The sequence below is a fragment of the Flavobacterium amylolyticum genome, from assembly GCF_048284335.1.
GTDB lineage: Bacteria > Bacteroidota > Bacteroidia > Flavobacteriales > Flavobacteriaceae > Flavobacterium.
This window is the reverse complement of record NZ_JBLVPG010000003.1, coordinates 274,768-294,211: the sequence shown is the minus strand read 5'-3', so window position 1 is coordinate 294,211 and position 19,444 is coordinate 274,768. Positions and strand designations below refer to the sequence as shown.

General features: G+C 34.6%; 17 protein-coding genes. 7 read left to right on the top strand and 10 right to left on the bottom strand.

What is annotated here, in order from left to right:
• Positions 1-71: 71 nt before the first annotated feature.
• From ACNQF9_RS12195 to ACNQF9_RS12185, 3 genes are all read left to right on the top strand, one after another.
• Positions 72-1,025: an AAA family ATPase gene (locus tag ACNQF9_RS12195; RefSeq protein ID WP_417960960.1), complete on the top strand. Its 954-nt coding sequence runs from the start codon at positions 72-74 to the stop codon at positions 1,023-1,025.
• Positions 1,026-1,298: 273 nt separating this feature from the next.
• Positions 1,299-3,566 (top strand): aconitate hydratase, encoded by a 2,268-nt coding sequence (locus tag ACNQF9_RS12190; protein WP_417960958.1) that lies wholly within the window; start codon positions 1,299-1,301, stop codon positions 3,564-3,566.
• Positions 3,567-4,280: 714 nt separating this feature from the next.
• Positions 4,281-5,780, top strand: coding sequence for a LysM peptidoglycan-binding domain-containing protein (locus tag ACNQF9_RS12185; RefSeq protein WP_417960956.1), 1,500 nt, complete (start codon positions 4,281-4,283; stop codon positions 5,778-5,780).
• Between the two features lie 55 nt (positions 5,781-5,835).
• On the opposite strand, the gene ACNQF9_RS12180 is transcribed toward ACNQF9_RS12185, so the two are convergent.
• The 3 genes from ACNQF9_RS12180 to ACNQF9_RS12170 form a co-directional block, all read right to left on the bottom strand.
• A complete protein-coding gene (locus ACNQF9_RS12180) occupies positions 5,836-6,345 on the bottom strand; it encodes a pyridoxamine 5'-phosphate oxidase family protein (protein ID WP_417960953.1) in 510 nt (169 codons plus the stop codon).
• 200 nt (positions 6,346-6,545) lie between these two features.
• Positions 6,546-6,908 (bottom strand): VOC family protein, encoded by a 363-nt coding sequence (locus ACNQF9_RS12175; RefSeq protein ID WP_417960951.1) that lies wholly within the window; start codon positions 6,906-6,908, stop codon positions 6,546-6,548.
• A 177-nt stretch (positions 6,909-7,085) separates the two neighbouring features.
• Entirely contained in the window at positions 7,086-8,138 is a 1,053-nt protein-coding gene (locus ACNQF9_RS12170; RefSeq protein ID WP_417960949.1) for a glycosyltransferase family 9 protein, read from the bottom strand.
• A 412-nt stretch (positions 8,139-8,550) separates the two neighbouring features.
• On the opposite strand from ACNQF9_RS12170, the gene ACNQF9_RS12165 reads away from it, so the two are divergent.
• Positions 8,551-8,778: a CDGSH iron-sulfur domain-containing protein gene (locus ACNQF9_RS12165; protein ID WP_132065763.1), complete on the top strand. Its 228-nt coding sequence runs from the start codon at positions 8,551-8,553 to the stop codon at positions 8,776-8,778.
• Between the two features lie 89 nt (positions 8,779-8,867).
• Here ACNQF9_RS12165 and ACNQF9_RS12160 read toward each other — a convergent pair whose 3' ends face one another.
• From ACNQF9_RS12160 to ACNQF9_RS12140, 5 genes are all read right to left on the bottom strand, one after another.
• Positions 8,868-9,728, bottom strand: coding sequence for an NAD(P)-dependent oxidoreductase (locus ACNQF9_RS12160; RefSeq protein WP_417990303.1), 861 nt, complete (start codon positions 9,726-9,728; stop codon positions 8,868-8,870).
• Between the two features lie 165 nt (positions 9,729-9,893).
• Positions 9,894-10,226, bottom strand: a complete 333-nt coding sequence (locus tag ACNQF9_RS12155; RefSeq protein ID WP_417960946.1) for a hypothetical protein — start codon at positions 10,224-10,226, stop codon at positions 9,894-9,896.
• Between the two features lie 138 nt (positions 10,227-10,364).
• Complete coding sequence (locus ACNQF9_RS12150) at positions 10,365-10,919, bottom strand: REP-associated tyrosine transposase (protein WP_417960944.1); 555 nt, start codon at positions 10,917-10,919, stop codon at positions 10,365-10,367.
• A 231-nt stretch (positions 10,920-11,150) separates the two neighbouring features.
• Positions 11,151-11,816: a hypothetical protein gene (locus tag ACNQF9_RS12145; RefSeq protein WP_417960942.1), complete on the bottom strand. Its 666-nt coding sequence runs from the start codon at positions 11,814-11,816 to the stop codon at positions 11,151-11,153.
• A 395-nt stretch (positions 11,817-12,211) separates the two neighbouring features.
• Positions 12,212-12,787: a hypothetical protein gene (locus tag ACNQF9_RS12140; RefSeq protein ID WP_417960940.1), complete on the bottom strand. Its 576-nt coding sequence runs from the start codon at positions 12,785-12,787 to the stop codon at positions 12,212-12,214.
• 436 nt (positions 12,788-13,223) lie between these two features.
• On the opposite strand from ACNQF9_RS12140, the gene ACNQF9_RS12135 reads away from it, so the two are divergent.
• Positions 13,224-14,630 carry an APC family permease gene (locus ACNQF9_RS12135; RefSeq protein ID WP_417960938.1) on the top strand — a complete coding sequence of 469 codons (1,407 nt, stop codon included), beginning with the start codon at positions 13,224-13,226 and terminating at the stop codon, positions 14,628-14,630.
• 336 nt (positions 14,631-14,966) lie between these two features.
• On the opposite strand, the gene ACNQF9_RS12130 is transcribed toward ACNQF9_RS12135, so the two are convergent.
• Together ACNQF9_RS12130 and ACNQF9_RS12125 are read right to left on the bottom strand one after the other, a co-directional pair.
• Positions 14,967-16,415, bottom strand: a complete 1,449-nt coding sequence (locus ACNQF9_RS12130) for a glyceraldehyde-3-phosphate dehydrogenase (RefSeq protein WP_417960936.1) — start codon at positions 16,413-16,415, stop codon at positions 14,967-14,969.
• 157 nt (positions 16,416-16,572) lie between these two features.
• Positions 16,573-17,973 (bottom strand): trypsin-like peptidase domain-containing protein, encoded by a 1,401-nt coding sequence (locus ACNQF9_RS12125; protein ID WP_417960934.1) that lies wholly within the window; start codon positions 17,971-17,973, stop codon positions 16,573-16,575.
• Positions 17,974-18,110: 137 nt separating this feature from the next.
• Between ACNQF9_RS12125 and dapF the strand changes: the two genes are divergently transcribed.
• Positions 18,111-18,893, top strand: coding sequence for a diaminopimelate epimerase (gene dapF / locus ACNQF9_RS12120; protein WP_417990302.1), 783 nt, complete (start codon positions 18,111-18,113; stop codon positions 18,891-18,893).
• A gap of 17 nt (positions 18,894-18,910) precedes the next feature.
• A complete protein-coding gene (locus tag ACNQF9_RS12115; protein WP_417960930.1) occupies positions 18,911-19,444 on the top strand; it encodes a GNAT family N-acetyltransferase in 534 nt (177 codons plus the stop codon).

Below are 19,444 nucleotides of genomic sequence, written 5' to 3'. Positions count from 1 at the left end.
ATAAATAAATAAAAGAGTTAGTTTTATGATGTCATAATGCTAACTCTTTTTAATTTCAAAATACTTTATAAATGTCAGACGTATCAGCAATACATAACTTAGTTCAAAAAAGAAACGAGCTAAAAAAGGAAATCGCAAAAATTATTGTAGGTCAAGATGCTGTAGTAGATCAAATTTTACTTTGTATTTTTTCTGGTGGGCATGCTTTATTGGTTGGAGTGCCAGGATTAGCCAAGACATTGATGGTAAATACGTTGGCTCAGGCATTAGGGCTTGATTTTAAAAGGATTCAATTTACCCCTGATTTGATGCCTTCTGATATTCTTGGGAGTGAAATATTAGATGAAAACAGACAGTTTAAATTTATTAAAGGTCCTATTTTTTCAAATATTATTTTGGCGGATGAGATCAACCGTACGCCACCAAAAACTCAGGCTGCTTTGCTGGAAGCCATGCAGGAACGCTCAGTGACTATTGCTGGCGAAAATTATAAGTTAAATTTACCTTATTTTGTTTTAGCAACTCAAAATCCCATAGAACAGGAAGGCACCTATCCATTACCGGAAGCCCAACTGGATCGTTTTATGTTTGCCATAAAACTGGAATATCCTTCTTTCTTAGAAGAAGTTCAAGTGGTAAAACGCACCACCTCCGATATCATAAGTACTATAAATCCATTATTTACAGCACAAGAAATAATAGATTTTCAACACTTAATCCGAAGAATTCCTGTAGCGGATAATGTAATTGAATACGCCGTGACTTTAGTAAGTAAAACCAGACCTGACAATCCGTTATCAAATGATTTTGTGAAAAATTATTTGGATTGGGGAGCAGGGCCAAGAGCCTCTCAAAATTTAATTTTGGCAGCCAAAGCCAATGCGGCCTTCAATGGAAAATTTTCTCCTGATATTGAAGATGTAAAGGCTGTTTGTATAGGTGTTTTGCGTCATAGAATTATTAAAAATTACAAAGCAGATGCCGAGGGGATCACCGAAGAAATGATAATTTCGAAATTAATTTAATGCAAAATAGTAATTTAGAAAGGTTCTTTCTTTAAATAGGCACGCTTTATGGCTGTGTTTTAAAGGTGCAATTCCGACTTTGTCAAAAAAAACATTTTATATTGCTAAATATAATGTTTTAAGTTAAAAATATATGATTATTCTAATTTAATTCAATGTAATCGGTTTTTTTATAATAATAATTTTTAAAAAAGCTACTTCCGTTAAATTTTTTTAATTCTCATCTTTAATTCTTAAATTTGCACTACAATTAACAAACAATTCCTATATATTATGGCATTTGATATTGAAATGATTAAAAAAGTGTACGACAACATGACTACTCGTGTTGATAAAGCACGTGAGATAGTTGGTCGCCCACTTACTTTAACAGAGAAAATTTTATACAATCACCTTTGGGAAGGCACACCCTCTGTAGCTTTTACACGAGGTGCTGATTATGTGGATTTTGCACCAGACAGAGTAGCTTGTCAAGATGCAACAGCTCAAATGGCATTGTTACAATTTATGCATGCAGGAAAATCTAAAGTAGCGGTTCCTACAACGGTGCATTGTGATCACTTAATTCAAGCTAAAGTTGATGCAGTAACTGATTTGGCCAGAGCAAAAACACAAAGCAATGAAGTATTTGAATTTCTTTCTTCGGTGTCGAATAAATACGGGATTGGTTTTTGGAAACCAGGCGCTGGAATTATTCACCAAGTAGTTCTTGAAAACTATGCATTCCCAGGAGGAATGATGATTGGTACTGATTCTCATACTGTAAATGCAGGTGGTTTAGGAATGGTAGCAATAGGTGTTGGTGGTGCTGATGCAGTTGATGTTATGTCGGGAATGGCTTGGGAATTAAAATTCCCGAAATTAATTGGAGTAAAATTAACTGGAAAATTATCCGGTTGGACAGCTCCAAAAGACGTTATCCTTAAAGTAGCTGGTATCCTTACTGTAAAAGGTGGAACAGGCGCTATCGTTGAATATTTTGGTGAAGGTGCTACATCTATGTCTTGTACTGGAAAAGGAACTATCTGTAATATGGGCGCCGAAATCGGTGCAACTACTTCTACCTTTGGATATGACGCTTCAATGGGGCGTTATTTGCGTTCTACAAATAGAGCTGATGTTGCTGATGCAGCAGATAAAATTGCACCTTACTTAACAGGTGATGCTGAAGTATATGCAAATCCAGAATTGTATTTTGATCAAGTGATCGAAATTAACTTAGACGAATTAGAGCCACATTTAAATGGTCCGTATACTCCGGATTTAGCTACGCCAATTTCTAAAATGAAAGAGGAAGCGCTTAAAAATAACTGGCCTTTGAAAATTGAAGTTGGTTTGATTGGTTCTTGTACGAACTCTTCTTACGAGGATATTGCTCGTGCCGCTTCATTAGCCAAACAAGTGACTGATAAAAACTTAAAGATTAAATCTCAATTTACTATTACTCCAGGTTCAGAAGTAGTGCGTTACACAATAGAGCGTGACGGATTTATCGATATTTTCGATAAAATGGGCGCTACTGTTTTTGCCAATGCATGCGGACCATGTATCGGAATGTGGGACAGAGAAGGAGCTGAAAAAGAAGAACGCAATACAATCGTTCATTCTTTCAACCGTAACTTTTCTAAACGTGCCGATGGAAATCCAAACACTTTGGCTTTCGTGGGTTCACCGGAATTAGTAACTGCATTAGCTATTGCTGGAGATTTAGGGTTCAATCCCTTGACTGATACGTTAATCAATGAAAATGGCGAAGAAGTAAAATTAGACGCGCCAACAGGAAATGAATTGCCTCCAAAAGGATTTGATGCTGAAGATCCAGGTTTTCAAGCACCAGCCGAAGATGGTTCAGGTGTTCAAATTGCGGTTAGCGAAACTTCAGAAAGACTACAATTATTAGCTCCGTTCTTGCCTTGGGATGGAAAAAACATCACAGGGGCTAAATTGCTTATCAAAGCATTCGGAAAATGTACTACAGATCACATCTCTATGGCTGGACCATGGTTGCGTTTCCGTGGGCATTTAGATAATATTTCTAATAATATGTTGATTGGTGCGATCAATGCATTCAACCAAAAACCAAATACAGTTAAAAATCAGCTGAATGGTACTTACGATGCAGTTCCTGCTGTAGCACGTGCTTACAAAGCAGCTGGCGTTCCTTCAATTGTGGTAGGGGATCATAACTATGGTGAAGGGTCTTCTCGTGAGCATGCCGCTATGGAACCTCGTTTCTTAGGTGTGAAAGCAGTATTGGTAAAATCATTTGCTCGTATCCACGAAACAAACCTTAAAAAACAAGGTCTTTTAGGATTGACATTTGCTACTGAAGCCGACTACGATAAAATTCAAGAAGATGATACTATCAACTTTACTGATTTGGTTAATTTTGCTCCAGGAAAACCATTAACATTAGAATTTGTTCACGCGGATGGTACTTCAGATATTATCTTGGCAAACCATACCTACAACGAAGGGCAGATTGGTTGGTTCATAGCTGGCTCCGCATTAAACTTAATTGCTGCTGCTGGAAAAGCATAAGTACATTAAATAAATAGCTATACTCAAAACTCTCAGGGCAACTTGAGAGTTTTTTTTGATTTATTTTCAATTTATCTCAGGAGCTACTTCCAGCTGACCGTTTCAAGCTTTTCATAGCATTACCTTTTTTATAAGAAAGATAGGCGCTTCTTTCAGTTGCTCTTTGTTTCATTAAAAAGGGACTAATTTAGCTTCTAAAGGCTTTTTACTTGCATCAGGGCAAAGAAAAAAAAGACGAATTGTAGTCTTATCTGGAAATAATTATGAATAAATAGTTTGTCTATAAACAATCTTTTTTAATATATAAAAATAGTAAAAAATCAAAAAAAAGTCATATTTCCCTTTAAACAACGTTAAAATTGAAAAAAAATAGTTGTTTTATGATATTATAGTTTAAATTAGCAAATAAGAAAAATAAAATTATAAGCGAGCTTTTTTGATTTTTAGTACAAATCAGTTCTCGAATTAATAATTTACTTTCTGCGCAAGAAGAAAATAAAGTTGACTTGCGTTACTGTTCAAATTGCTTTTACAATAAGAACAAAAAATCAGCAAAAAATTAAATAGCACACATTTTTCCCTCTTTTTATCAAAGAGACTAGGATCTTTTATACTTTTTTGAAAGGAAAGTGTCAAAAAAAACCGAAGCGAGATTTAATAATTATATCCCGAAATCGCTTTGAATAATACAATGGGGTAATTAATTTGAAACAAATGAATATGAGGTTAAGGGCAACAGTAACATTAACATTAGTTTTTTTAAATAGTATCGTTCTTTTTTCACAAGAAAAAATCACAAAGCATACCATAGTAAAAGGGGAAACGATATCAAGTATCGCGGAGCAGTATCAAGTTAAGCAAAGCTCCATCTTTAAATTAAATCCTAGTGCCAAGAATCTTTTAAAACTTAATTCCGTTTTATTAATTCCTACTACTTCTGCAAAGAATACTGTCTCTTCAAACAAGGTTGCTAACAATCATTCCAATAAAGAACACGAAGTACAACCTAAAGAAACACTTTACGGAATCGCAAAAAAATATGGAATCTCTGCTAAAGAATTAAGTCAGTTCAATCCAACACTAGCATCATCGGAATTAAAAATTGGTCAAAAAATAATGATTCCTAATAGCGCAATTTCACTTGAAACAGCGAGCATGTTACCAAAAAAAGAAATCGCTGTTTTACCTCAATTAAGCGAAACAATCACTACTGGTTCTGGTTCCGAAACCTTTATTTGGGAAGTATTGCCAAAAGAAACGAAGTATTCTATCACCAAAAAATTTGGAATTACAATCAAGGAATTTGATCAAGCCAATCCAAGTTTAGGCCTCAAGACCCTTAGAGTAGGTCAGAAAATCAATGTTCCTGGAACTCCTTTAGTAAGCGTTGAGACAGGATTAGTTTCTCAAGATAATAAGGAGTTATCTAGAGTGATACTAAAAAGTGATCCGCCACTTCAAAACAGTATATCAAAATTAAAAGAAGTTGTAGTTTTAGAATCTGTTTCGGATTTATCAAAAACGGATAAAAGTTTAGTTTTTCAAACGGAATCAATTGAAAACAAGGCCTTACAGATTATTCTTCGAGAAGTGTTACCTAAAGAAACTAAATATGGTATTGCAAAACAATATGGTATTACGGTTCAAGAATTAGAGCAACAAAACCCAGAGGTCAAAAATAGACTTCCCGTAGGATATAAATTGAATATTCGTGCGGGTAATTTGACTAATGAAAATAAAGTTGTTCTCAACGAAGAACTTCGAAATGATAATACTGTTACCACTGCTAAAATTGATTTTAATAGTTCCGTACAACCTACTTTTAGCCATGAATTTTTAGATCAGTTAATAGAACGTGCATCAGAAAATATTGGATCACGGTATCGCACGGGGGGAACTACAAAATCCGGATTTGATTGCTCTGGTTTAATGTGTACTACTTTTGGCGCATTCGATATAAAATTACCAAGGACATCTCGTGAACAATCTAGTATAGGAACTAAAATTAATACAGAAGAAGCTCAAAAAGGCGATTTAATTTTCTTTAAGACTAACGGTAGAAGTCAAATTAATCATGTAGGAATGGTAGTTGAGGTGTGTGAAGGTGAAATTAAATTCATTCATTCCTCGGTGAGTAATGGAGTTATTATTTCCTCAACAAAAGAAAAATACTATGAGAAAAATTTCTCGCAGATAAATAGGGTTTTACAGTAAGATGTAATACACTTTATCGAAACGGCTCCATGTTTGGGGCTTTTTTTGTGCCTTTTTAAATATTGATTTCTCCTTCATTATTGTTAAGTAAATTGGCACCTGTTACTACGGATGCAGCCATTTTTAGAAAATTTATCATTTTGCTATCATCAGTATCCCAATAGTAAGCACTGGATGGTATTACTTTTATTAGAGAAACATTGGGATCAGACTTCCCTTCTTGGAACCATATATTTACTACCGGAGTCCATAGTTTATCAATATTTTCTCGTTCGGTATTGATTTTTGCCTCGCCATTTACAACCATATAACTTCCAATTCCTGGATGTGCAAAAAATAATTGTACTACAGCGTCTTGTTCTATTTCTTTATTTTTATCACTGTCTTTCTCGCTAAAAAACCAAATGTTTCCTTCTTCACATACTTTTACGGCACTCATTGGTCTAGTAGTTGCACCATCATTGGTTTTCAGATTAGTACAAAAAAGGCATGTATTAATTTCCTTGACCAGAGTTTTAAGTTTTTCAATTCCTTCACTGGTATGCTTGCTTGTTGTAGTACTCATGATTGTAGATTTTATTTGGATAAAACAATGGTAAACTTAAAGTACAAAGTTGAGCAATAAATAAGAAGTAGACATTACACAATTCCATGTAAGAGTTTCAATTTTCACACATCTGATAATTAGACGGTTATTGTTTTTTATATAAAATATGCTTCTTGATATAAGATACTTACAGATAAGGATTAATCTAAATATTAGTATTACTTTTCTAGACTATTTATTTCAATCCAATATCCATCAGGATCCTGAATGTAGATTTGTTTGATACCATCTGCTCGAACAGTAATTTTGTCAAGTGTCCCCGGCCAGTCAGAATATGTAATGTTCTGGTTGTTTAATACTTTTATTAGCGTATCAAAATTAGTAGTTTTAAAAGCCAGATGAACCGCTTTATTTAGGGCAACAGGTTCTTTAATGGTAGAGACAAGATGCAATTCTTTACCTTCACCCAATGACATCCATCGAATGCCTTCTTTTTTTGTTAGGTTAGTGATTTCTGAAAGTTTTAATACGTTTTTGTAAAAAGTAACAGAACGATCTAAATCTTTAACTGAAAGTGCCATGTGATCTAACTTTAAAGTAAATGAATCTTGATTTTGTGACCAAATTGTGCTCGAACAAATAAAGGTGAGTAGGATTGATAGTAAATAGGGAATTCTCATAAGCTTTAGTTTTTATGTTTTGTGTTCAATAATTTTATTTAAAAGATAATGTTTAAGAATATTTATTCTCAATTAAAATTAGCCTTTTATAAGGACGCTATTTATTATTTTGATCCAAGCTTCTTTATTGCCAATATTCGTATTTATAGCTACACTATTATTGTTATATGGTTTATAGGTGTTTATATTCTCGCGGGAGAAAAGCCCAATTGTAGGCTTTAAGGCGGAACTGGCCAAATGCATAATGCCACTATCGGCGCCAATAAAAATTTCAGTATTGGCAATTACAGCTGCAATTTCACGAATGTCTTTACTGTAAAAGGAAGGTGCTTTAAATCCAATTTGTGAAATGTTTTCAACTGGTAAAACTTCAATAATATTGTAATTTGGGTATTCTGTTTTTAAGAGGTCATAAAATTCTTCCCACCAAGTTTCTGAATAGCATTTGTCATCCGTGGCAAAAGTGAAAATAGAAATTGTCTTACTGTCATTTTTTACTATATTTTGCACTATTTCTTGGCCTTGAGCAATTTCAGAGGGCCTTAGCTTAAGGTCTAGTGATGGAACTGGATTGGCATTATTTTCATATCCTAATTGGATCAGGAAATTCCTAAATTCATACACTGGATATTTTGCAATGTGCTCATAATCGGTGTGTTTTAATTGCATTTTATCATCAACTTCTCCGAAAAATTTGTATTTTGCATCTGCAAATTGTGCCGATAATCGTCCTGAGGAGGAGTTCTTATCTACGTTGATAACAATGTCATATTTTTGCTTTTTGATTTTTATCCAAACCTTAAAATAATCGATTAAGTTTTTGAAAGGCTTTTTAGGAAGTGCAATGATGTAATTTATGTTTGCATAATTTTCAAATACAATTGGAGCTAAACCTCCTTTTACAAACAAATCAATTTTACAGTCCGGAAAAGTTGCTATTACATCCTGTACTAATGGGGTAATAAGCAGCAAATTTCCCAGTCTATGATTGGGTCTGGATATTAAAACCCTTTTAATTTCGATTTTTTGAGCTAAATCTATTTTCTGATTCTTTTGTGAACTGCCAATATTTTTGGTCAAGGCATGGGTTGCAATTCTCCTGTAAACATTTATTTGTTGTAAAATACTCATGCTTTTGAAATATTATGGGGTATTGAATTCTTATTTAGTTAAAATTAATTAAGGGTGTGAATATTCATTCAAAAAAAACTCAAAATAATCAATCACCACCCAATAGGTACTGTCTTCTTGACAAATGTACAATTTAGATGGAATCATTATGCTTATACCATAAAATAAAAAGCCGCGAAGTATCGATTTAGATCCTATTTGAAGTTCGCTTTATCCAAAAGGGAAATGTGGATACAGTCGATTTGGTATGAGATCAAATCAAATTCTGCCAGCTAGTACTTTTTTCATTATTTAAATTTCACATAATATAGAATTAATGTAAATTAGCTTTGTATATCCTAAAAAAAAGCACGATTTTTAAGCTGTCAGAATATATTTTGCAATCTTTGAACTCTAAAAAATAAAAAGTATTATGAGTAAGACTAAACTAACAATAAATCGCAACGGTTCTATAAAAATAGAAGGTGATTTCGAAATAACAGACTGCGAAGGAAAAACATACGGATTAGAGGGTAGAACGGCTTTGGGTCTTTGCCGTTGCGGATTGTCAGTAAATAAACCTTTTTGTGATGGTTCACACCGCAATGGTTTTGAGCATGAATCAGCTGCATTTGACTTGCCACCAGTAAAAACGAAGTAATGTCATTTTTTAGTTCGATTAAATAAGAAAAGCTACATCCGTAAAGATGTAGCTTTTTTGTTTTATACGCGTTTTTATAAAATTTTATCTCAATGCTTTTTCAAACTGCTGATAATCGCCATAACATCTTGATCGCCTAATCCTTCTTTTTCTGCTGCAGCATAACTGTCGTACAAAGGATGAATTAGCGGGGAATCGAGTCCGGCCTCTTTGGCCAGTCTTAAATCTTTGACTAAATGTTTCAAAGCAAATGCTGCCGGATAGGAATCGTTCAAAATAGAAGGTGTTTTGATATTCGTAATTCCGTTGCCACATGCGCCTTGATTGATGATGTTGAGCATGTCTTCTTTGCTTACGCCGTTTTTCTCGGCAAATAAAACCGTTTCGGCTACTCCTTGAAGGTTCAATCCTAATAGGTAATTGATGGCTAATTTAGCTGAACTCGCCACGCCAGGTTCGCCTACATGAATCGCAATTTTACCCAAAACGTCAAATATGGGTTTGGCTACTTCGTAATCTTCATTCGAAGCACCCACAAGAATAACCAGCGTTCCGTCTTGTGCTGGTTTTACACTTCCAGAAACGGGAGCATCTATAAAATGTACTTTATGTTGGTTGCAAATGGTGTTTAAATAACGCGAGGTTTCCGGTGCAACCGTGCTCATATTGATGAGGGTTTTGCCAGGATTGGTTTTAGACAATAAACCTGTTGGTCCCACAAAAACTTCTTTGACGGCTGCGTCATTGGATAACATCGTCAAAACGACGTCACAAGTTTCCATTAGTTCTTGTAAACTGCTTGCTGATTTTGCTCCTGCAGCCAGTAATGGCGCTTCTTTCTCTTTGGTACGATTGAAAACGGATACTTCAAAACCTGCTTTGAGTAGGTTCATCACCATTGGATTTCCCATATTGCCAAGACCTGTCCATCCTAATTTTAATGTATTCATAATTTTTAGTGCTAAATGATACGTTTCCTGTTTTGGTGTTAAAGCTATACTAACATCAGGAAAGCGACACTAAAGTACGTTTAATTTCTGGGAAAGAAACATAAAATTGCGAGTGGAACGGATTATTGACATCCAAGCGAACGGGTTTTATAAATTCAGGTATTCCTAAAGTAAATTTAGAAGTTTAGAGAGTGCGATTCCTGTAGCGACCCCAATTAGCATCCAAAAATATCTTTGTTTTTTGTCTATTTTTACAAATTGTTCCTGGAGTAATTCACCATTTTCTTTCAATTCAAGTTTGATTTCTTTTTTGTCGAATTGTTTGTATTTGGATTCTAATATTAAATCTCTGGCGTGTAGTTTTATTTCATGGGTAATTCCAGAAAAAGAAAACTTTTTAGAAATTATTTTTCCATTCAGTAAAACACTTTCAATTCCAAAAATAGAATTCCAGAATTCTATTTTATTCGAGTCAATGTTGAATTCAGCGTATTTCATTTTGTTTTGATGTTTATATAATGTTGTGTAATATGCTTTTTTTAAATCAAATTAAGCTCTGTTTTCGGTCTGCCAAATCATCCATAATGCAAAACCAATACGATAGCGCGGATTTGCAATCCGTGCCCGTAACGAATATCAAAATATTTCTAATATAAGTACTTCTAATTCACTTTCTAAACTGGCATAATTTCTGGCGGAACTAAAATAATAATCTTCTGGTACAGAAACTATTTTATCTTTAACGGGGTTGTTATGGATGTATTCTACTTTTTCTTTGATAAACAAATTGCTAAATATATGTTCTGCATGATAACCATCTTGCCATACTTTATAGTGTTGTTCTTTTTTTAAATGTTCACATGATTTTTTAAAATAATCCAACAGCCATTCTCTTCTGCTTTCTGGTTCCTCTTTTATTATTTGTATTATTTTTTTGGAAGTAAACTTTTTAAAATCCCGAATTATGTCAGATAAAATGAAATCATTTGTTGCTTTACAAAATAAATGTAAATGACTACTCATTAAACAATACGCATAAATTCCTAAACCTTTATGTGTTTGGCAATGTTTTAAAGAATCGGTTATGATAAATTTTTGATTTGGTCTAGTAAATATATCAACCCAACCTACAGTGGTTATTGTGATAAAAAAAGCTTCTTCTGTAGTTGTGGCTTTGTATTTAGTAGACATCGTTTTTTTTAATTTTATGGGAGAATTTAATTTATTTAGCGAATCTCTGGAACACCCAATATATTAGTTACACTTCTAATTTTTAAATTGTTTTATTCTCTTTGTGGGCACGGATTGCAAATCCGCGCTATCGTTGTCCGAAAATTAGATATCCGCGCTATCGGGGTTATTCCTTAACTTAATGACATTGTGCGCTAGAAATTAGCAGTTATTTGGTTGTTGTTTTTTGATTTATTTAAATTCACTTAAAATTTTATACTCAATTTCAATATTTGATGTATTTAAAATTTCAATTCTCATACCTTTAAATCCAATGACATTACTTTCGCTAAGATCATAGTGTAACTCTTGAGTAAACGCGGGTCTTGCCATATCGTTAATAAATTCCCGGTATGTAAAATTGAGTACATTACTAGCTTTTCCGTTATAAATAAATACTTTCTTAAAGCAATCTTTACAATTAGGATTGACGTAAATTGCATTTTCAACTATTAATTTTTCTTTTTGATCTTTTGTTAAAAAGCCATTAAATGAGTCTATATATGGGACATAAATACTTTTTTCGTTGTCAAATGCTATTCCAATAGTTCCACGATCTAAATAACCCTTTTTGGCTGGGTTAAAATATAGTCGATATTGTTTTTTATCTTCTAAATATGGCAAAATGTCACCAACTTTATAGGGAAACTTTACAAAATTTATTTTAAAATCAGGGCATGTTTTGATTTTAATAGCTTCTTGAAAATCTTCTTGACCTGTCATAAATATTTCGTCTCCAATTTCACTTCTTAAAGTTATATTTAATTCTTTACTGTTAAAATTACGTCTTTTGTATTGACCATTTGCTGTTAATGATATGGAAATTAATAATGTCAGGATTATTTTTTTTATTATCATAATTTTTAAATATATATTGTTTAAATTTTGCCCATTTGGTGCGTGAGTCCCCCTCGTGAACACAGTTAATACCCCATTATATTTTAAATAAAATCTTAATCTTAGCACAAATTAAAATCATATTAATTCATTAAAACTTTCACGAGCGGGACGCTCGAGCTAGCTGGTAAACCCTAACTGTTAGCAGTAGTTGTTTATTTTTTTCTACTATTATGGTAATCATTCATATTTGTCTGAGTATAGATTTTGTATTTGCCTGTTCTAATTATTTTTCGAATTTGGGCATCTTCTTCTAAAAGATAAGAAATTGGATTTGCCTAATCTTCCAAATACAAAACCATATTTAAATTAAGCCAAATACCCAAATTGCTTGTAGCGTGTATTAGCTACAGTAACTAATTGAATTTTATTTTCACTCCAAACTTATCTTCTAGTTTGTCTACTTTCTTATTAACTTTTTCTGTAATGTAATTTGTGCAATGGTCAAAAAGATCAAAGTATTTTTCATATTCTCCCACTGGCGATTTGAAAGTTATTGTTTGACTTAAAACAATTTCATCTTCCATTTTTTTCTGAAAAACTACAGCAAGTTCAAAATCACTATTGCCATTGTGCGCAATGTATTCGTTACGCATATCCATTAAAGCAGAATGAATTTGTTTAAGCTTCGGCTCATTTTTGAAAACTTCTTTTGCATCTAGCGATACTTTCCCACTTCCAGAACTTGAAAAACATTTCGCATAAGAGAGAACGGAATTTTTAAACATCCCATGTGCCAAAACAAATTCCTCAAAGTTATCAAAAGGTTTTTTTTCGTTGAATTTGTTGGCAAACTTTAGGGAATGTTCAGCTTCTAAGATTTGCATAGATAAATTTGTCCAAGAATTTAAATAATGAGTTTCATCTTCACTGATGGCAAAACCTTTATCTGTCAAGCTTTTTAAATTTTCTGAAAGTTCTTCTTTATGCATAGTTTGTGGTTATTGTAGCTAACTAACATATAGGCGATTCAAACTTTCGCATATACATCCAAATACGGGTGGCTTCGCGAAACTTTATTTCTTTTTTATATTTCTCAAATATATTCAATTTTTCTTACAATTTTCCTTAAAAAGATAAACGTTTAGTTATTGCGGTTTGCGTGAGGGAGGGAAGCGGCATCCTTTATTTTCCTTCTTTAAGAAAATAAAGATACAGCGTACCGCCCGACCCAAAGTGGCGAGGAGGAACGACAAAGCTAACTGCAGGGTCACGCCCAAAAGAACAATCGGTTTATTAATTCTCACGCTATACTCTTGTCTCTTGTTTCTATATTCTTCACTCTAAACTTCTCACTTTTATCCTCCCTTTTATGAAATTTCCAAAAAAAGTATATCTTTAGCCAACAAAAAACCAAAAAGTCACTTTATGGAAGACCAAAAACCAGACGATTTTAAAAGAGAATTAGGATTACTCGACGGAACCATGCTTGTGGTGGGTTCTATGATAGGTTCCGGGATATTTATTGTCAGCTCGGATATGGTCCGTCAGTTGGGATCTGCCGGTTGGTTGATTGCTATGTGGGTGCTTACGGGTACTATTACGGTGATTGCCGCCGTGAGTTATGGCGAATTGAGCGCAATGTTTCCTAAAGCGGGGGGTCAATATGTGTACATCAAGGAAGCGTACGGGAAACTGGTGGGTTTCTTGTACGGTTGGAGTTTCTTTGCCGTAATTCAAACCGGTACCATTGCTGCCGTGGGTGTGGCTTTTGCTAAATTTGCCGCCTATTTGTATGCACCTTTAAGTGATAAGAATATTTTATACGAGATCGGGGATTTCAAACTCAATGCAGCTCAGATTGTTTCTATTTTCACGATTATTTTGTTGAGTTACATCAACAGTCGCGGTGTGAAAAACTCTAAGATTCTACAAACAGTTCTGACAGTTATCAAAATTTTATCATTGGCAGGTTTGATTATTTTTGGTTTTATGGCTGCCAAAGCGGAAGTTTGGGATGCGAACTGGACGAATGCTTGGACGTCACAAACGCTGAATGTAGAAACGGGTTCGTGGTTGCCCATCAGCGGAACGGCTTTGATATCTGGGATTTCGGCTGCCTTAGTGGGTTCAATGTTCTCTAGTGTAGCTTGGGAAGGGGTAACTTTTATCGCCGGAGAAATAAAAAATCCAAAACGCAACGTAGGATTGAGTTTGTTCTTAGGAACCTTAATCGTGAGTGTGATTTATATTTTAGCTAATATTATGTATTTGGCGGTAGTGCCATTGTATGAAATTGCTACGGCAGAATCTGATCGTGTCGCTGTTGTGGCTTCGCAAAGTATTTTTGGTTCAGTGGGAACATTGATTATTGCTGTGATGATTATGATTTCGACTTTTGCCTGCAACAACGGATTGATTATGGCGGGAGCCAGAGTATATTATACGATGGCGCAAGACGGTGTTTTCTTCAAGAAAGCGGCTGAATTGAATCATGCCAGTGTTCCGGCTTGGTCTATCTGGGCGCAGTGTATCTGGGCTTCGGCGTTGTGTCTTACGGGAAAATACGGAGATTTATTGGATTTTGTGGTTATCATCGTTTTGATATTTTACATCTTGACTATCCTAGGAATATTTATTCTGCGCAAGAAAATGCCAAATGCTGAAAGACCATATAAAGCTTTTGGATATCCATTTTTGCCAGGATTATACCTTATTATTGCCTCGGCAATTTGTATTGCTTTGTTGTATACAAAAACCAGTACAAGTGGATGGGGAGTTTTGATAATGTTGATTGGGATACCGGTGTATTATTTGACAAAAGCTAAGGAGTAGTTTTTAAGTTATGAGTTATTAATTATGAATTTATGGCTGTATTATATCATTTATGAATTCAAAATAGTCGAACCTAAAGGAACTTATATTCCTTATATGTTTAAAAAGACTCGTAATTAATTTATGTTCAAGATTTTTTTAAAATCAGTGAAAATCCCCTTAATTTGTGTTCCAATACGGTAGAATAATACCTTAAAAACCTAAAACAAAAAAATCCGTCTCGTTTTATAACGCGACGGATTTTTTATTTAATCCAGGTTGGGCTGCTGTTAATACAATCTAAAACTAAAACTAAAAATTACAACTACTTGCAACCCATAACCTGTAAGCTGAATGCTAGTAGTACGTGAATCGTCTTACTTTGGCAATGTATTTTGCTAATCGGATGACTTGGTGGCTGTAGCCGTACTCATTGTCGTACCAAATGTATAGTACGATATTTTTTCCATCGGCAGAAACGATTGTGGCATTACTGTCATAAATGGCAGGAGCTGAGGTTCCTACAATATCCGAAGAAACCAATTCGTTATTCAAAGAATATTTGATTTGCTCTACTAATTCGCCTTCCAAGGCATATTTTTTCATGATAGCATTGATCTCTAAGAGCGAAGTTTCTCTCGATACTTCAAGATTTAAGACCACCAAGGAACCGTTAGGAACCGGCACCCGAATCGCATTGGAAGTTAATTTCCCGGCAAGGCTTGGTAATGCTTTTGCAACTGCGCTTCCTGCACCAGTTTCGGTAATGACCATGTTTAATGCTGCTGCTCTTCCGCGACGGTATTTTTTGTGCATATTATCCACAAGATTCTGGTCGTTCGTGTAGGCATGTATGGTTTCCAAATGTCCTTTGACAACACCCAAAGTATCTTCAACAACTTTCAGGATTGGTGTGATTGCATTGGTTGTGCAGGATGCTGCCGAAAAGATGTTAATTTCGTCTGGATTGTATTCATTTTGGTTTACACCATGAACAATATTAGGAACTCCTTTTCCAGGAGCTGTAAGCAAAACTTTATCTACACCTTTAGAAACTAAATGCCGGCTCAAGGCTTCGTGTGTTGTAAAGGCACCAGTATTGTCAATGACTAAGGCTCTATCAATACCAAAATGGGTATAATCTATTTCTTCTGGAGCATTTGCCGTGATGATGTGAACGGTAGTTCCATTGATAATCAGTGCATTGTTTTCAGGATCAGCCGTTACAGATCCTTGAAAATCACCGTGAATAGAATCATAACGCAACAAGGATGCTCTTTTTTCAAGTGTGGTAGCGTCATTTTTGTCACGGGTCACAATTGCTCGCAACCGCAATTGACTTCCTTTTCCAGTCTTAGACATTAATTCGCGAGCTAATAAGCGTCCTATACGTCCAAAACCATAGAGCACAACATCTTTCGGATGAATTTCCTCTGAGTTTTTGGCGTTTTTTAATTTGTCTATCACAAAATATTTAGCATCAGGATATTTATCCTCTTCTAAACCATATTCATACGTAAGTTTACCAATGTCGAGTTTTGCGGGTGGTAAATTCAATTCTAAAATAGCTTTTGCAATTTTAACCGAATCAAACACAGAAATGGGTTTGCCTACAAATTCGGCCGCATATTCATGCAGGTTGATAATGTCACTGACATTTCTATCAATTAATTGATTTCGGAATAAAACCATTTCTATGGATTTATCATACCATAAATCGCTGATAATTTTAATCAGTTTTACTCCTGCACGTCGCCTGTCGGCCTGAAAAGAAACTTCCTTTTCGTATAAAGTTGTGATTGCCATGTTGAAAATTTAATGAAAATAAGTGATTGTATTTTTTAAAATTTGCGCAAAAATACCCATTTCAATCGATTTCGTAACGCATTTTGCGATTTATTTATAAAATAAAAAAGCCACCTTGTTTTTTCAAGATGGCTTTGATTTTTAAAATTAGAGTAACTTATAGGATTACGCGAAGTACCTCCCCATTTTTAGTGATCATTTCGATACGTACCGTTTGATTTTCCTCTTTTTTGTTCAAAAGTTTAGCGACTGTTTCAATATCTGTCGCTTTTACATTGTCAATGCTCAGGATGATGTTTCCTCTTAACTCAGCATCATATTGTTTTAAATTTTCAGCAGTGATGGATTTGATTTTTACCCCATAATCAATTTTGAATTTCTTTTTGTCAGCAGCATCAATGTTCTCTAATTCAATTCCTTTAAATTCCGTACTAAAAAATTCATTTTTGCTTAAAATTACAGGAATCATTTTTGTCTTCCCTGCTCTAATATAAGTAACTTGAACTTTATCATTTGGTCTTTTAGTATTGATATATCCGGAAAGATCAGCAAAAGTAGCTACGTTTTGTTCGTCTAGTTTGATAATGATATCTCCTTTAGTAAGACCTGATTTTTCCGCACCGGAATGTTGGGTAACCTTATTGATGTAGAATCCTTGGGTTTGGGAAATACCCAATTCTTTCGAGGCAGTTCCGTTTAACTCGCCCCCCTCAACACCCAAAATTCCGCGTTGAACATTACCAAATTCCATAAGGTCTTCGATAATTTTTCGCGCAATATTCGAAGGTACGGCAAACGAATACCCTACATAAGAACCTGTCATGGAAGAAATCATCGTATTGATGCCTATTAATTCTCCCCTTGTGTTAACCAAGGCACCACCACTGTTTCCTGGGTTTACGGCAGCATCTGTTTGTATAAAAGACTGTATTCCACTAGTGTCTAAGTCTCGGGCCTTTGCCGAAACAATTCCTGCGGTTACTGTTGAAGTCAGATTATAGGGATTTCCAACAGCCAAAACCCATTCGCCGACTTTCACCGAATCAGAATTGGCAAAAACGGTGTACGGTAACTTTTCCTCTGTATCAATTTTCAACAAAGCAATATCCATTTTAGAATCGGTACCGATAAGTTTTGCCTGATATGATTTTTTGTTGTTTAAGGTAATTTCAATTTCAGAGGCCCCTTTGATTACGTGATTGTTCGTTACGATATAGCCATCTTCAGAAATAATGACTCCGGAACCGGTTCCCACTTGTTCTTGGGATTGCCCCCCTTTGTACCCATAAAAATATTCTAGCATAGGATTGGTTATGGTTCTGCGGGAAACGTTTTTAACATGCACAACCGTATGGATTGTTTTCTCTGCAGCTTCAGTAAAATCAATAACTTCTGCTGACAATCCTACTTTTTTACCGTAGGAATCAGATGCTACTGTCACCGCCGAACTTTTTTCATTAGAAAAATATCCATTGGTGTCAAAGAATACTTTGTAAGCACCTAGTGTTACCACTCCGCTTAATAAAGAAACCAAAAAAAGAGTTGAAAATTTTTTCATAATAAAGTTTGTTTTTATGATATCCACATGTAAAAATAAAACTAAATTGCTTTTTTAAAATACTCTTTAACGCTCTTTAACAATGATTAACATTTCATTAATAGTTCGTACTTTTGTTGGACTTAATTATAACTATAATGCTACTAGAATTTTATAAATACCAGGGAACGGGGAATGATTTTGTAATGGTGGATAACCGTTTGGGTTTTTTCCCAAAAGAAAATACGAAGCGCATTGCGCATTTATGTGACAGACGCTTTGGTATAGGTGGAGATGGGCTTATTTTATTAGAAAATGACGCAGAAACTGACTTTAAAATGGTCTATTACAATTCTGATGGCAATCAAAGTTCCATGTGTGGTAACGGTGGCAGGTGTTTAGTGGCTTTCGCCAAAAAGCTGAACGTAATTCAAAACAAGACTACTTTTATCGCAACAGATGGTGTGCACCACGCTACAATTACGGAGGATGGATTAGTTTCGCTACAAATGATTGATGTTGCTGAGGTAAAAGTGAGTGACGATCATGTGTTTCTGAATACTGGTTCGCCACATCATGTGCAGCTGGTGGATGATTTAGAAAATTATAACATTAAGAAAAACGGAGCAGCGATTCGATACGGTGATTTATATGGAGAAGTAGGTAGTAACATTAATTTTGTCAAACAAATTGACGACACCACTTTTTCGCTCAGAACTTATGAACGAGGCGTAGAAGACGAAACGCTTTCATGCGGAACAGGAGCCACAGCAGTGGCTATTGCAATGAATGTCTTAGGAAAAACAAAGGCCTCTTCGATCGACTTAAATGTTGAAGGTGGAAAATTAGTCGTTTCTTTTGATAAAAAAGAAGGGCAATTTACCCGAATTTTTCTGAAAGGACCAGCAGAATTTGTATTTAAAGGGACTATTGATCTATAAATAATATTCCGAATAAAATGAAAACATTAAAAGGGGATTCAATCTACATCCGCGCATTAGAACCCAATGATTTAGAGTTTGTTTATGGGATTGAAAACGATCAGAGCATTTGGGAAGTCAGCAATACACATACACCTTACAGCCGGTTTTTAGTCAAGCAATATTTAGAAAATGCCCATCAGGATATTTATGAAGCCAAGCAATTGCGATTGGCAATTTGTCAGGATCAGGATTTTCCAGCCTTGGGTCTAATCGATTTATTTGATTTTGATCCCAAGAATAATAGGGCTGGTGTTGGTATTGTTATTCAAGCGAAAGAAAATAGAAAACAGAATATTGGGTCAGAAGCATTGGAGCTATTAATACAATATGCTTTTTACAATCTTAATTTACATCAATTGTATGCAAATATAGGTGCCGAAAATGAAGCAAGTAAAGCTCTTTTTACTAAATTTGGATTCGAATTGATCGGTGTAAAAAAAGAGTGGACCTTTGTAAATGGTAAATACAAAGACGAAGCGATTTTTCAATTGATTAATACTGAATTTTAA

Bases quoted from the DNA above. Each gene is read 5' to 3' on its own strand.
- ACNQF9_RS12125 (WP_417960934.1), bottom strand. From the start codon at position 17,973: ATGAAAAAATTTTCAACTCTTTTTTTGGTTTCTTTATTAAGCGGAGTG.
- ACNQF9_RS12195 (WP_417960960.1), top strand. From the start codon at position 72: ATGTCAGACGTATCAGCAATACATAACTTAGTTCAAAAAAGAAACGAG.
- dapF (WP_417990302.1), top strand. From the start codon at position 18,111: ATGCTACTAGAATTTTATAAATACCAGGGAACGGGGAATGATTTTGTA.
- ACNQF9_RS12115 (WP_417960930.1), top strand. From the start codon at position 18,911: ATGAAAACATTAAAAGGGGATTCAATCTACATCCGCGCATTAGAACCC.
- ACNQF9_RS12180 (WP_417960953.1), bottom strand. From the start codon at position 6,345: ATGAGTACTACAACAAGCAAGCATACCAGTGAAGGAATTGAAAAACTT.
- ACNQF9_RS12170 (WP_417960949.1), bottom strand. From the start codon at position 8,138: ATGAGTATTTTACAACAAATAAATGTTTACAGGAGAATTGCAACCCAT.
- ACNQF9_RS12145 (WP_417960942.1), bottom strand. From the start codon at position 11,816: ATGATAATAAAAAAAATAATCCTGACATTATTAATTTCCATATCATTA.
- ACNQF9_RS12185 (WP_417960956.1), top strand. From the start codon at position 4,281: ATGAATATGAGGTTAAGGGCAACAGTAACATTAACATTAGTTTTTTTA.
- ACNQF9_RS12130 (WP_417960936.1), bottom strand. From the start codon at position 16,415: ATGGCAATCACAACTTTATACGAAAAGGAAGTTTCTTTTCAGGCCGAC.
- ACNQF9_RS12190 (WP_417960958.1), top strand. From the start codon at position 1,299: ATGGCATTTGATATTGAAATGATTAAAAAAGTGTACGACAACATGACT.
- ACNQF9_RS12160 (WP_417990303.1), bottom strand. From the start codon at position 9,728: ATGAATACATTAAAATTAGGATGGACAGGTCTTGGCAATATGGGAAAT.
- ACNQF9_RS12140 (WP_417960940.1), bottom strand. From the start codon at position 12,787: ATGCATAAAGAAGAACTTTCAGAAAATTTAAAAAGCTTGACAGATAAA.
- ACNQF9_RS12135 (WP_417960938.1), top strand. From the start codon at position 13,224: ATGGAAGACCAAAAACCAGACGATTTTAAAAGAGAATTAGGATTACTC.
- ACNQF9_RS12155 (WP_417960946.1), bottom strand. From the start codon at position 10,226: ATGAAATACGCTGAATTCAACATTGACTCGAATAAAATAGAATTCTGG.
- ACNQF9_RS12165 (WP_132065763.1), top strand. From the start codon at position 8,551: ATGAGTAAGACTAAACTAACAATAAATCGCAACGGTTCTATAAAAATA.
- ACNQF9_RS12150 (WP_417960944.1), bottom strand. From the start codon at position 10,919: ATGTCTACTAAATACAAAGCCACAACTACAGAAGAAGCTTTTTTTATC.
- ACNQF9_RS12175 (WP_417960951.1), bottom strand. From the start codon at position 6,908: ATGGCACTTTCAGTTAAAGATTTAGATCGTTCTGTTACTTTTTACAAA.